Source organism: Paraburkholderia sp. SUR17 (genome assembly GCF_029536165.1).
Lineage (GTDB): Bacteria > Pseudomonadota > Gammaproteobacteria > Burkholderiales > Burkholderiaceae > Paraburkholderia > Paraburkholderia kururiensis.
On record NZ_CP120508.1, the window covers coordinates 2,461,295 to 2,475,206 of the forward strand.

Sequence of the window (13,912 nt, forward strand, 5' to 3'; positions counted from 1 at the left end):
CAGCGGCAATCATCATGTTCGACGACGTTCATGCGGATCGGTCGCCCGGCTTGTGGCCGCGCGCCGATGGCCGGATTGGCGCCCGGCAGTGAGTCGGCACCGACGCGCGCTTGCGCCGGGATCTCCGGCTACACGCGCATTCGGCGAACGTTGGAACCGTGCCGCGCCGCGCGCGCATCCTGGTGAGGACGCTGGCGCAGCCAGATGGAAGGCAGGGTTTTCCCGGATGATAACTGGACAAAATTGCGCGCAACGCTCCGGGCGCGCGTCGGGGCGTCGACACCTCGGCGCGTCTTGGTGATGGAAGCGGGTGTCAGCGCGGCTGGAACGCGATCACGGCCATCCCGGCCAGCGCCAGGGCGACGCCGGACCAATCCCAGGCTGTGGGCCGAATGCCTTGCGCGGCCCAGAGCCAGACGAGCGCCACGGACACGTACACGCCGCCGTAGGCCGCATAGACCCGGCCCGCAGCGGCGGGATGCAGCGTCAACAGCCAGGCGAAGAGCGCCAGCGAGAGCGCAGCCGGCGCGAGCAGCCAGACGCTGCGTCCTTCGCGCAGCCACAGATAAGGCAGGTAGCAGCCGATGATTTCGGCCGCGGCAGTCGCAACGTAGAGAAGGAACGTTTTCATTCGGCAATCGGGGTAGCGAAGCGGCGGTTGCCGGAGACCCGCATGAGATTCGGGCGGCCGCGATCCGCCTGATCTACCGCGTCGTCGGTGCCGCTTTCGTGCGAGCGGAAAGTGCGCCGATGATACCGCCGCGAGCGAACGACGCCGGTTATCGCTGCATCAGCCGGTGATCTCTGCGCGCTCCTCCGACACCTCCGCCGCCGCCTTCACCAAAGCCTCGCCAAGCCCCAGCCGATCACTGAGGTATGCCCCGAAATCGGCACGCACCTCGGGGTGGCGCAACGCGAACTCCACGGTCGCCTTCAGATAACCGAGCTTGCTGCCGCAGTCGAAACGCGTGCCGTGATACTTGTACGCGAGCACCTGTTCGTCGGCGAGCAGCGACTGGATCGCGTCGGTCAGTTGCAGTTCGCCGCCCGCGCCGGGCTTCAGCGCGCGCAGATGTTGGAAGATGCGCGGCTTGAGCACATAACGCCCCACCACGCCCAGATTCGACGGCGCCACGTCCGGTGCCGGCTTTTCCACGATGCCCGACATCTTGATGATCGAGTCTTCCCACTCCTTGCCGTCCACGATGCCATACGACTTCGTGTCTTCGGGCGGGATCTCTTCCACGCCGATCACCGAGCTGTGATAGTGGTCGAACACCTCGATCATCTGCTGCATGACGGGCGGCGTGCCGTAGAGCAGGTCGTCCGCGAGGATCACGGCGAACGGGTTGTCGCCCACGAGTTTTTCCGCGCACATCACCGCATGGCCCAGACCGAGTGCCTCGGGCTGCCGCACATAGAAGCAGTCGACGTGGCTCGGCTTGATGCTGCGCACGAGTTCGAGCAGCTTGTCCTTGCCGCGCGCCTCGAGTTCGGCCTCGATCTCGTAAGACTTGTCGAAGTGATCTTCGATGGCGCGCTTGCTGCGTCCCGTCACGAAGATCATTTCGGTGATGCCGGCGGCCATGGCCTCTTCCACCGCGTACTGGATCAGTGGCTTGTCCACGATCGGCAGCATTTCCTTCGGGCTCGCCTTGGTGGCGGGCAGAAAGCGCGTGCCGAGACCGGCCACGGGGAATACCGCCTTGGTTACTTTGAGCATGTGAACTCCGGAGTGAGGTGAATGCGCGGGGAAGCGGCGGAGGCTTGCGGAGTGCAGCTTCGTGGCGACGTGGTTCGCGTCAGGCTGCGGCGCGGATTCACGGCAGCTCAGGCGCCGAGCCCGATCGCAGCACGCAAGCCCGCGCCGAATGAATCGAGCAGCAGTTCCTGCGCATGACGCTCCAGCGTGTCGCGCAGCAGCGCCATCTCCTTGCCGGAAAACAGGCGCAGCGCGTCTGCACTCGCCACGAGCTGACGCGCGGCCTCGTGATCGAACGCGGCACCGAAGCCGTTCAGGCGCGCCTGTTGCGCCTCGGACAACGGCGTGCGCTCGCACAGGCCATCGGCGCCCGGACCATCAGCAGCGCCGATCAACGAGGTGAGCATGACGTCGGCGGCGGCGAGAAGCTGCACGTCGCACGCGACGTCACCGTGGGCGACAGCGGATCCCGCATGGCTCACGCGCCCGCCAAAACGTTCGACGAGGCGACGCAGCTTCGGCCGGTCGAGCGCGCGGACCTTCCCGTGCAGCGCGAGGTGCACACCCGGCACCTCGGCCAGCCGCTCCGCAGCGGCAAGCCATGGCGCCGGGTCGCCACCCGCCGCGGGATCGAGCGCCGCCGCCATCACCAGCGTCGCGGGCGCGAAGTTGAAGCGCTCGCGTAACTGCCTGCGCTGCGCCAGAGCGAAGTGGCCGTGCCACGGGTCGGGCAGCACCACGATCTCGCGTTGACCAATGCGATGTCCGCGCAAGGCATCGTCGAACGCGATCAGCGTGGCGTCGGCCGCATTCAGCGACCTCACCGCTTGCCGCCCTAATGCGCCGCTCTTTCCCGATGCCTTCAGTTCTCGCGCCAGCAGATCCTCTGTGTTCTGCATCAATACGGAAACGCGCGAGCGTGCAAATCGTTGTTTGAGCGAAGAGGCGTGAACAGAAAATGCATCGAGATATTCGTCGGCGCCGGGGAAAATCAGGTGAGCTGTTTGATCATGCGTCACCACTTCCGCGCATGCATTCAGCAACGCGTCCATGCGATCGGCATCCACCCGGCCCACAGCCGCACCGCCGAAGTCGATTGGCGCCTGCACGATATGCACCTGCTGCCACGCTGACATATCGAGCCGGGTCAATTCCGCGCTTGCGAAATCCATACGCGTAATGACAAAAATCGGGTACATTGAACGTTTGCGGATGGCCGATATCGCACTGGCAAGCACCTCCAGGCGAAAGCCGCGCGCCACCGGCTCGATGATCAAAATGGGTGTGGTCACGTCGCGAGACGCTCTCATTGTCGTGTGTGCGAGACTCGATACCGGTTGTCACAGGCGCCCATGCTGATATTTGCACCTCTTTCTGGATACCGAATCACGCAATCAAAAGGCATTACGCACTATTTCTGTCTGCATACGATAAGCCAGCAGCATTGGCATATTCCGACAAAGGTTTGTCATTTACGACCGTCGTGAACAATGTCGCGCGAAAGAATTTGCAACAATTTCAGTCGCGCCAAATGCAGCAAGCCACTCTCCAAAACCAGTATGACGCGGGCACATAAGCCGCGACCCCGGATGACCGTCCGAGGGCCTTCGACCCGGTACGCTCGCGTTGCGTCCGTCGTGCATGGCACGACCTCGTGCAGCCGCACGCGCATTGGGGCGAACGGCTGCTAACGTCACACGCGATTCAAGCCCCATTTATGCACAATGATGAAAAAGCAAACGTTTCAACCGAAGACTATTGCCGGTTTGGCATAGCCACATGCGCGATATGCGCTTCAATTCGGCATTAATAATTCGCTTATCTGACCGTGGACGATATCCGACAAATTATTGGCGAAATCGGCCAGTAAATTACGCTTGAGATAAACGCCAGGTAGCATCGAGCGACCAATTAATCCGCCTCAATGCCAGTCGGAGTGGACCACCTATCTTTCGGGGAAGTCAGATGGAGTGCATTGTCAACGTCCAGGTCAATCGTGCAGCACCGGCGAGCGTCATGCCTGAAACGCGCATCACAAAACGTATTGGCATCGCGTTGTTCAACGGCTTTGCCCTTCCTGGTGCCGCCACGATCGTGGAAGTCTTCCAGGCTGCGAACGACTTCACCAGTTCGCAGCGCGGCGGCACGCGCTATGAGGTGTGCCTGCTCTCGGCATCGGGCGGCCGCATCGCAAGCTCGTCTTCCGTGTTCGTCTGGACCGAGAGTGTGGAGGCGCATCGCCTCACCGACCCGTTTCATACGCTCTTCATCGTGGGCGGCGTGGGCGTGAGTCACGCGCTGCGCGACGAGCGTCTCATCACGTGGCTGCGCCGCGCGTATCCGCGCAGCGAATCCATCGTGCCTATCGGCGAAGGCCGGCTGCTGCTCGAAGCAGCGGGTATCGCGCAGACGGCAGGCAACGACTCGCACGGCGAGCGCATGGGCGAACTCACGCGCAATGCACCCGGCAACCGCATCTTGTCCGAGTGCGTGAATCCATTGCGCCGGGCGCTTGCTGTCGTGCAGGAAGACCACGGCTCGGATGTGGCGCGGCAGATCGGCAACTGGGTGGCGCCGCCCGCCGAAACGCAGTTCACGGCCATCGTGCGCAAGAACGCGTCCATCTGCATCAGCGAACAGATTCAGGCTTCAGCACGCTGGATCGAGGCGAACGGCGACCGCCAGGTCTCCATAGACGACGCCGCGCAGGTGGCCGCCATGAGCGAGCGCAATTTCCTGCGGCGCTTCAAGATGGAAATGGGCGTAACGCCTTCCGAATACCTGCTCTACGTGCGCCTCGACATGAGTTGCCGCCTGCTTACCGAAACGAATCTACCCGTCGACAAGATCGCACGCCGGTGCGGCATTGGCAGCGGCGGACGTCTCTCGAAGCTGTTCCGCAAACACCTCGGTTCGACGCCGACCGAATATCGAGCAACAAGGCGGCCTGCGGTCAAGACCATGTAGCTGCGCCGCGCACATAGTCCGCCCAGCATGACGTGAAACGACAGAGGGGGTCGCGCGACCGGAGCCGCGGCGCGCAGGTCACGTCATGCAGCTTGCGTATGCGTCTGATGTAACGCGTGAGGTTTGGCCCCGTTTGCGCCCGCCTGTTGTATCGGCGGGTTCTTTTTTGGGGCGAATTCGCGGGGGCGCTACCGGAACACAAGCGCATGCTCGCGCGCCCAGGGTGCGTGGCCTGGACGGACGAGCAAGCGTTGGCTGGGAGACTAACGAAGAAAGCAGAGAACAGCGGAAAGAGGGGAGCCAGCAAGAACCGCCGAGGCGACCGGAGCGCCCGCGCTCCCGCCGCTCAGCCCAATTCAATAAGCATTCCGATGCATGAAGCCCTTCGCGATGGTCGCGAAGACGATGCGCATGTCGAGCGCGAAGGACCAGTTGCGCAGGTAGTAGAGATCGTGCTCGACCCGGCCCTGCATCTTCTCGAGCTGGTCGGTCTCGCCGCGGTAGCCGTTCACCTGAGCCCAGCCGGTGATGCCGGGTTTGATGCGATAGCGATGGATATAGCCGTCGACGATCTTCCGGTACAGCTCATCGTGCTCGATGGCATGCGGCCGCGGCCCCACTACCGACATATCGCCCAGCAGCACGTTGAAGAACTGCGGCAGTTCGTCGAGGCTCGTGCGTCGCAGAAACGCGCCCACACGCGTGATGCGCGAGTCGTTGCGCGTAGCCTGCCGCACCACACCGGGTTCTTCGCGATGCATGCGCATGGAGCGGAACTTGTAGATACGAAAAACGCGTCCGTCCGCGCCCTTGCGGAACTGCGTAAAGAGCACGGGCCCCGGCGACGAGAGCTTCACGGCAATGGCGATCGCGAGCAGCAGCGGCGAGAGTGCGACGAGCGCAACGGCGGCGAAGCAGCGGTCGAACAGCTCCTTCTTCAGCTTCGCGTGAAGCGGCAGCGGCGAGGCCATCAGGTTGATGGCGGGCACGCCGATCAGCTCGATCATGCTGCTGTCGAACAGCGTCATGTCGCTCACGTCCGGGATGAAGCGGATGTTCACGAGGTCGTCGCGAAACTCGTTCACGACGCGCGCGATCATGCGCTCCTCGGACAACGGTAGCGCGAGCCACACTTCCTGCACACGCTCGGCGCGCACGTACTGCACGAACGCGTCGAGGTTAGCGAAGGCAGGCAGCGTAGCGTGCCCGGCCGCGTTGCCGGCGTCGCGCAGATCGAAGCGTGCGCATGCGCGAAAACCGCTCGCCGCCGACACCTCGATGTTGCGCAGCACCTGATCGGACCGCCCGCCGAACCCGACCACTGCGACGCGCCGCAAATTCAGTCCCGCGTTGCGCAGTCGGGCGAGCACGAGGTGCGAGGCCACCCGCGAAGCGACCAGCGCAACGCCCGTCATGGCTGTCCAGTACGCGAACCACAGCCGCGAGATCAGCACGCTCTGGTGCAGAACGAACATGAGCGCCACGCCACAGGCCTGCACCACGAGCCACGCGAGCAGCAACTGGCCCGCATGGTGCAGCGTCGAACGGCCCCGCCACGATTCGTAGATGTCGAACGCCGGCAGCACAGCGAGCGCAAACGCTGCGGCAAACGCGATGAAGGCAGCGGGAGAATGCGCGTCTGCGAGTTCCTCGAAGCGGATACGCGACGCGAGCGCGCCGCCGCCCACGATCAGCGCGACATCCACTGCACGCGCGAACACTCCCTGGAATCCGGCCATGTCTGCTTTCTCCGTTGCGAGGATGCGTAGCTCAATTCGAAGCGAGGTCGTGCAGGCGAGGAAGACAACGACCGGACACAAGCGATAAATCGGTTAGCGGATCCATTACCGCATTTGATTTGTCATTTCCCTTTTCCGATCAGGCATTCCGCTTGATTTTCAAGACGCCATTTCCAATATTGAAAATGGCTGCAAAAATCACCGCGTGAATAGCGTTCCACCGCGACCACATTCGGGTGCGAAATCACGCGCGTGCTCACGCTAAAACGGCAAGCTGCTCCCCTCGCCGCCTACACGATCGATAGACCCAACGGTCTTGAAAGACGGGCTTCACAGCGAAACGCTGCGAGCGCATCGCGCTCGCCCGGCTTGATGCAACCCATGGCTAGAAGGATATGGCAAGCCAAATGTCGAATTCCGTCACGCTCGTGATGGATTCCGCCAAGTTGCTGCACGCGCACATAAAGCCGATTCAGGTGAGCATCGGCGCGGCGCAGGAAAAGGAAATGCCAGATTGGGAAAAGCGGGAGAAATGCGAAAAAAAACAGAAAGAAACGCGGGAAAGAAATGCAACGTTCAGTCCCGTTGCGGCGCTCAACGCGCCACAACGCCGCCGTCAGACCGGGTTTCCGCTATCGCCGGACGGTGCGCCGGCCTCCGGCGCCGTGCCGCCATCGGGAGACGCCGGGGTTGTGTCGTCATGGGTTGCGTCGTGAGGTGCGTCTTCCGCCGCCGGGCGCATGCCATACGCATTCATGAGCCGGTACAGCGTGATGCGCGACACGCCAAGCGCTTCGGCCGCTTCGCCCACGCGGTTTCGCCGCCGCAACAGCGCGGCTTCGATGGCGCGCTTTTCAGCGGCCTCCCGCACCTGGGCGAGCGTCATCGGCCCCTCGTCGGCAGGACGCAGTTCAAGGTCGTGAGCGGAAATGAGCCGATGCTCCGCCAGCACGATGGCACGACGCACCCGATTGATGAGTTCGCGCACGTTGCCAGGCCAGCCGTACGAGCGCATCGCCTCGATGGCGTCGGGCGTGAAGCCGCGAATGCGCCGCGTGCTGTCCGAGCGGAACTTCGCCAGCATGTGATTCGCGAGCAGTTCGATGTCGGCGCCGCGCTCGCGCAGCGGCGGCTCGTCGATGCGCAGCACGCACAGGCGGTGAAACAGGTCTTCGCGAAAGCGTCCTTCACGCACCGCGCCTTCGAGGTCGACGTGCGTGGCCGAGATCACGCGCACATTCACCGCCACGGATTGCAGGCCGCCCAGCCGTTCGATCTTGCCCTCCTGGAGAAAGCGCAGCAGGCTTGCCTGCGCCTCGATAGGCATGTCGCCGATTTCGTCGAGAAAGAGCGTGCCGCCTTCGGCCGCTTCCACGCGGCCGGTCTTGCGCTGCGTCGCGCCCGTGAACGCGCCCGCTTCGTAACCGAAGAGTTCGGACTGCAGCAGGTGATGCGGAATGGCTCCGCAATTCAGCGCGACGAATGGCGCGCCGCGGCGCGGCGAGTGTTCGTGGATAGCGCGCGCCGTCAGCTCCTTGCCCGTGCCCGATTCGCCGGAGATGAACACGGGCGCATGGCTCGCTGCGATCTTGCGGATGGTGCGAAAGAGCTGCCTCATCGCATCGCATTCGCCGATCATCGCGTCATGACTCGCCCCTTCGGCAGTCTGCAGCTGGGCGCCCAGCGCGCCCATGCCGAGCGCATGCCCCAGCCGCTCGGCGAAGCGGTCCCACGGAATGGGCAGCGTGACGTAGTCGAAACAATATTGGCTGATGAGGCGGCGCACGGTGGGATCGGCGAGCTGTTTGGTCTTTGCGGTGGCAACCCAGCCGAGCGGCGAGGTCTTCAGGCAAGCTTCGAGTTCCGCGAAGTCGCGTGGTGCGAAGCCGGACAAGTCGATGAAGCCCGCGGTGCTCGCGCCGCACGCCGCCTTTTCCGCGCGAGCCGGCGTACGCGCGGCCACGACTTCCCAGCCGGCCTCGCGCAGGTAGGCCATCAACGATTCGTCATGCTGACGGGCCACGTAGACGAGCCGCCGCACGTGAGCGTCCGCGCGCGCGTCGTCGCCGGTCACTTCCGCCGCATGCGTCTGAAGCGTATCGGTCTTCCCTTTGGGCACCTTCTGCACGTTCTTGTCCGATGAAAATGGTGTCGCTGGATGCAGCGCGGCCTGTCGTTCATCATAGGCGTCCGCGCGGCGCGGCCAAAATCCCGCAGCATGCAGTGTGGCGATTTCGGGCCGCGTGCTGTATCGGTCGTGGCCGTAATCGGTGTAGGACTTGTGGACCCGGCGTAGGAATTTTCCGATTTCGTGGCGCTCGCGGCACACGCCGTCAGCGGATCGTATTCGGCAGGGTGCCGTTCTGCGGCGCCGGCTGGCCGCTGCCACCGGTCGCGTCCGCGCTGAGCGGAAGATGGACCTCGACGTGCGTCCCCTTTCCCGGCGACGTATCGATGCGCAACGTGCCGCCCACCAGATACGCGCGCTCGCGCAGCCCCACGAGGCCGAACGAAGTGGGTTTGCGCGTGCTGCGCGGGTCGAAGCCAACGCCGTCGTCGCGAATGGTGAGGGCGAGCGCGCCGTCGCGATAACGCAGGTCCACTTCGGCGTGCGAGGCCTGCGCGTGCCGCGCGATGTTCGCAAGCGACTCCTGAACGATGCGAAACACGGCCGTTGCATAGGGTTCGGCCAGCGCGAGGTCGGCCGGCTCGATATGCAATGTGCAACCCATCCGGTAACGTTTTTCGAAGTTCTCCACGAGCCATTGCGTGGCCGCGGTGAACCCGAGGTCGTCGAGCATCAACGGCCGCAGGTCGGCGGCAATGCGCCGCGTGGACCCCACGGCGTCGGTGAGCAAACCATGCATGCCCGCAATCTTGCGCGCGAGCGCCGCGTCGTCCTGAGGCACGCGCTCCATAAGCCACTCCAGATCGATTCGCAAGGTGGCAAGCGTCTGCGCGAGTTCGTCGTGCAGTTCGCGCGCAATGCGCCGCTGCTCCGCTTCGCGCGCCGACGCGCTGATGGCCGACATCTCGCGCAACTCCTCCCGCGACGCGGCAAGGTCACGCTGTGCGCGCTGGCGCTCTTCCACCTCGCGGCGCAGTTCGTCGTTGGATGCGGTGAGTTCCGCCGTGCGCGCCATGACGCGCTGTTCGAGCTGCTCGTTGGCTTCGTTCAACTCGTCGGTCTTCTCCTGTACGAGGCGGTGCTTGAAGCGCTCGCCTTCCAGCGCCCGCACCGTTTTCGCGTACAGCTTGCCGTTCTCGAACAGCAGCGCGAACAGCACGACGGTCGAAGCGAGAGAACCATATACGCGCCCCGCGTAGAAACCCAGGTCGAAGCGGCCGTGATTGAGTACCGCGGACACCGCGATATCGCATAGCCACGCAACGAGCACGATCATCACGCAAAGATCGAGCACCGAGCGCGGCGTGCGGCGCCACACCGCCACGAGCGCGGCCACGTTCAGCGCCCAGACCGTGCCCACCACGACGAATATGCCCGACGCCATGGTCGAGCCGCGCATGATGCGCGGCAGCGCGTCGTGCCACGTGGTCGCAAGAAGGATGAAGGCGGCTGCGCCCACCGCCACGCCGACAACGCACAACACAACCGGTACGGCGGCACCGCGCACCGACGCGGGGCGCGAGCCGCCCTCGCCCCGGCTCGATGCATAGCCCATCACCGCGACGGGAAACGCGCCGTGCCAGAACATATAGAGCCAGGCGGTGGTCTGGTCGTGCGCGCCGAGCAGTCCCGACGGCGCGAACAGCCCCGGAAAACTCAGCATGTGCGCGCACGCGATCAGGCTGGAAAACAGATAGCCGCCCGCAAGGAGCAGCAACGAACGGGAACGCAGAATCGAGAACTGGCTGAGCAGCAGCCAGGCCGTGACCAGGTCGATGACGATGATCGCGGTTTCGTAGACGGGAATGAAGGCCCAGACCGCAGGCAACTGCACGCGCGCAAACGGCGCAAGCGCGGCCAGCATCGCCACGGAGGCGACCATCATGACCGCCGCAAGCCGGCGCTGGCGCCGGTCGGGCGGCAGCGTCGACAGGAACAGATGCGATACGTCCGTGAGCGCCCTCAATTCGCCTCCCCCGATGGCCTGACCCGATCGCATGCAATGGCCCACCTACCGTTCGCGAATCGGAAACTTATTCTCGCACATGAAAAACCTGCCGTAACTACCGGGTTTTTGTGGGTTTTCGGGGCCTGCTTTCGCAGGCATAACCCTATGCGCCAGGCATCGTCGTCACGCTTTGTCGCGCGACCTGGAGCCCAGACAGCGGGTGTTTGCCGCGTCAACGGCCGCTACTGCGGCAAACGCGGTACGCCCATGGCGGCGCGAATCTCGGGCGCCGCCATGAGCGGCCGGTCGAGGTCGCCCGTCAAGGCCGCGACGGTGCGCCGCGCGGCACTACCGCCGTAGGGCATGCCGAGTATTTCGTCATGGATGCGCTCCAGCGCCTCCTTGTACCAGCGCGCACCGCTCTGCTCGCAATGACGGCCTGCCTCGCCGATCACCGCGAGCGCTTCACCGTCGCGTGCTTCGTTCATGAGTGCGCGCGCGAGCTGGCCCGAGAGCATGGGCAGCGGCGCAAGAAAGCGCGTGGCCCGCAACGCGGCAATGGCGACCGCGAGGCGCGCCGTGGCGTCAGGCCCGGGCTGCGTCAGCGTGGCGAGCCAGGCGTCGTAGCAGGTGCAACAGGTACTCCAGATCGTGAGGCCGAAACGCGTGGACAGGCGCTGCAATACGCCGATGCCCTGCTTCGCCGCGGCCGCATCGCCATTGAGGAGCGCGAGCGGCACCGCCGCCTCCACGAGCACGTAGCACGTAACGATCTCGTGGTCCGCGCGCATGGCGGCGTGAAAGCTCTGGGCGGCCAGTTCGCACGCGTCGTGCCGTTCGCCTTGCATCCACAGCACCCGGGCGAGCGTGGCCCGCGCGACGACGCTATGGTCGATGCGAAAGCCCATTGTGTGCCAGCGCGCAAGCGGCGCTTCGTATTGCCCGATCATCTGTTCGAGCAACTCTCTCGCGCGCGGCTGATTGCCCGCGTAGTGTTCCGCGATGCCTTCCACGCGGGCCGCGAGCACGGCATGAATCGCCTCGCCGGTCGCGCGCGCCTGCTCGCCGAAACGACGCGCAAGCGTGAGCGCCTCGCGGGCGCGTCCGCCGTATTGATGCCAGTTCCACAAGCCCCAACGCGCGCGCAGGGCGTGCCCCGTGTTGCCGGCGCCCAGCGCGTGATCCAGTACGCGCGACCAGGCCTCGCGTGTTTCGTCGAGCGGGCCGTCCGTATAAACGGCGGCTGCCGCGAGGCCGGCAACCAGCGTCATAGGCGTTTCGGGGTCGACGGGCGAGGCAGCCTCGCCTCGCTGCGCGATGCGTCGCAACGCTGAGCGGGCACGGCTGCAGCACTCCTCCACCAGCGAAAGCTCATACAGCCATGGGACCGTGATGGCCGCGAGTTCGATTCCCACCGCGGCATCCCCGGCGCCTTCGAGCGCCCAGTCGAGCGCAGCACGCACGTTGCCGAGTTCGCGTGTGAAGTGCATGAGCCATTCTTCGACGGGCTGCTGGGTCCATTGCTTCTGCAATTCGCGAAGCAGCGTCAGGACGAGGGAGGCATGCGCGTCGGCGGCTCGGGCGCGCTCGCCCTCATCGTCGAGTTGCTGCCGGGCGTACGCGCGGGTCGTCTCGAGCAGGCGATAACGGTAGCCCGCGCCTTCCGGTTCCGTGGCAAGCAACGAGCGCGCCGCGAGTCCGCTGAGGGCATCGAGCGTCGCGATTGCGGGGAGGCCCGCGTAGTTACCCACGGCGCGTGCGGCGTCGAACGTGAAGCTGCCCACCAGCATGCCCAGCCAGCGCAACAGCTTCTGTTCTTCCTCGCCGAGCAGGCGGTAGCTCCAGTCGAGCGTAGCCTGCAGCGTTTGATGGCGCGGCAGCGCCGTACGGCGGCCGCCCGTGAGGATGCTGAAGCGGTCGTCGAGGTTCGCCGCGAGCTGGCCGAGCCCCAGCACGGCCGCGCGCGACGCAGCCAGTTCCAGCGCGAGCGGAATGCCGTCGAGCCTGCGGCACACGTCTGCGGTAAGTCGAACGGCGGCTTCGTCGAGCACGAAATGCGCACCGTCGGCCTGCGCGCGTGTGAGGAAAAGCTGCACGGCGGGCGTGTCGAGCACGTCGCTCACGCCGACCGTGGTCGACGGTAATGCGAGGGGCTGAACGTGGTGGACCGTTTCGTCCTGCACGCGCAGCGCTTCGCGGCTCGTGGCCAGCACGCGGATGCGGCCGTCGGCCGCCACGAGAGATTCGGCGATGGCGGCGGCGATGTCGAGTATCTGTTCGCAGTTGTCGAGCACGATCAGCGCCTCGCGCTGGCGCCATTCGTCAGCGACTTGCGCCAGCGCAGCGGGGCCCGCCGCAAGCCGGCTGCCCATGGCAACCGCGAGCGCATCGAGCGCTGAGCGCCAACCATCCGCGGTCGAAAGCGGGACGAACACCACGCCATCCGCAAACTCATGCTGCAGGAAATACGCGAGTTCGATGGCAAGGCGGGTCTTGCCGATGCCGCCCGTCCCGACGAGCGTCACGATGCGGTGCGCGCGCAACGCATCGGCTATCCCGGCGAGCGCTTCATGCCGGCCGATCAACTCCGGCATACGCGCAGGCAGCGGTTGGCGCGACCTTGACCTGGCGTCGGATAGCGCCGGCTCTTGAGGGTTGTCCGAAACCGACGGTTGCGTCGTGCCTTCGCGAGCGGGTTGCGATGAGTCGACGGGCGCCTGCACGACGGGCCTTGCCATCGGCGTTGTAGTGGGGCTCACAACGGGCTTCGACGAGCCTTGCCCGGGTCTGCCCTGCTTCGCCGGGCCGGGCGTGGAAAGGCTCTGCGGCGCGCCGTCCAGAATCAACCGATACCCTCGCCCAGGCACCGTACGAATACGATCCCGCTCGCGGCCGAACACGCGGCGCAGCGCGCAGACGTGGACTTCGAGATTGTTCTTTTCGACCACCGTGGTCGGCCAGACGCGGCGAATGATGTCGTCTTTCGCCACAACGTCGCCTCTCGCCGCAATCAGAAGCGCGAGGATGTCGAAGGCCCGGCTGCCTGTGCGCACCTTGCGCCCGTCCACCCGCACTTCGCGGCGGTCGAGCAAGACTTCGAGTTGCCCGATCTTGATCGTCTTCATGAGAAGGAGTGGTGTTGAAGACCATGACGCTGGCAATCAACTGCTGCCCATGCTCACATGCTTCGATGCCGCGTCGAATGGCAACGGCGATTACGGGGACGGCGGCGCACCGCCACGTCGTTGCCCGACGACAGCGGGAGACCGGAGTGTACAACGACAAAAGGACGAGACAGGGTGCACCGCGCACGCCGGAGCGGCGGTGGGTCGCAGGGCGCCCGCGGCGAAGGGAACGCTTAAAGGGGATTGCGGCCGGCGAGCAGTGCTCGATCCCGGACCAGTGCGTTGTTTCGTCGCCGCAGCGAC

The 13,912-nt window shown here is 65.0% G+C and carries 8 protein-coding genes; 1 reads left to right on the plus strand and 7 read right to left on the minus strand.

Annotated elements, in window-relative coordinates:
* Window positions 1-313 precede the first annotated feature (313 nt).
* From P2869_RS10715 to P2869_RS10725, 3 genes are all read right to left on the minus strand, one after another.
* On the minus strand, window positions 314-631 hold the full coding sequence (locus P2869_RS10715) for a YnfA family protein (protein ID WP_277596429.1): 318 nt from the start codon (window positions 629-631) through the stop codon (window positions 314-316).
* Between the two features lie 159 nt (window positions 632-790).
* A complete protein-coding gene (galU, locus tag P2869_RS10720; RefSeq protein WP_277596430.1) occupies window positions 791-1,723 on the minus strand; it encodes a UTP--glucose-1-phosphate uridylyltransferase GalU in 933 nt (310 codons plus the stop codon).
* A gap of 107 nt (window positions 1,724-1,830) precedes the next feature.
* Window positions 1,831-2,994 (minus strand): hypothetical protein, encoded by a 1,164-nt coding sequence (locus tag P2869_RS10725; RefSeq protein ID WP_277596431.1) that lies wholly within the window; start codon window positions 2,992-2,994, stop codon window positions 1,831-1,833.
* A gap of 724 nt (window positions 2,995-3,718) precedes the next feature.
* On the opposite strand from P2869_RS10725, the gene P2869_RS10730 reads away from it, so the two are divergent.
* Window positions 3,719-4,669: a helix-turn-helix domain-containing protein gene (locus P2869_RS10730; protein ID WP_233425762.1), complete on the plus strand. Its 951-nt coding sequence runs from the start codon at window positions 3,719-3,721 to the stop codon at window positions 4,667-4,669.
* Between the two features lie 356 nt (window positions 4,670-5,025).
* On the opposite strand, the gene P2869_RS10735 is transcribed toward P2869_RS10730, so the two are convergent.
* The 4 genes from P2869_RS10735 to P2869_RS10750 form a co-directional block, all read right to left on the minus strand.
* Entirely contained in the window at window positions 5,026-6,408 is a 1,383-nt protein-coding gene (locus P2869_RS10735) for an undecaprenyl-phosphate glucose phosphotransferase (RefSeq protein WP_199539768.1), read from the minus strand.
* A 616-nt stretch (window positions 6,409-7,024) separates the two neighbouring features.
* Window positions 7,025-8,482 (minus strand): sigma-54 dependent transcriptional regulator, encoded by a 1,458-nt coding sequence (locus P2869_RS10740; protein WP_277598112.1) that lies wholly within the window; start codon window positions 8,480-8,482, stop codon window positions 7,025-7,027.
* 259 nt (window positions 8,483-8,741) lie between these two features.
* Window positions 8,742-10,535: a sensor histidine kinase gene (locus P2869_RS10745; protein WP_277596432.1), complete on the minus strand. Its 1,794-nt coding sequence runs from the start codon at window positions 10,533-10,535 to the stop codon at window positions 8,742-8,744.
* Window positions 10,536-10,726: 191 nt separating this feature from the next.
* Complete coding sequence (locus tag P2869_RS10750) at window positions 10,727-13,609, minus strand: winged helix-turn-helix domain-containing protein (protein WP_277596433.1); 2,883 nt, start codon at window positions 13,607-13,609, stop codon at window positions 10,727-10,729.
* Window positions 13,610-13,912 lie beyond the last annotated feature (303 nt).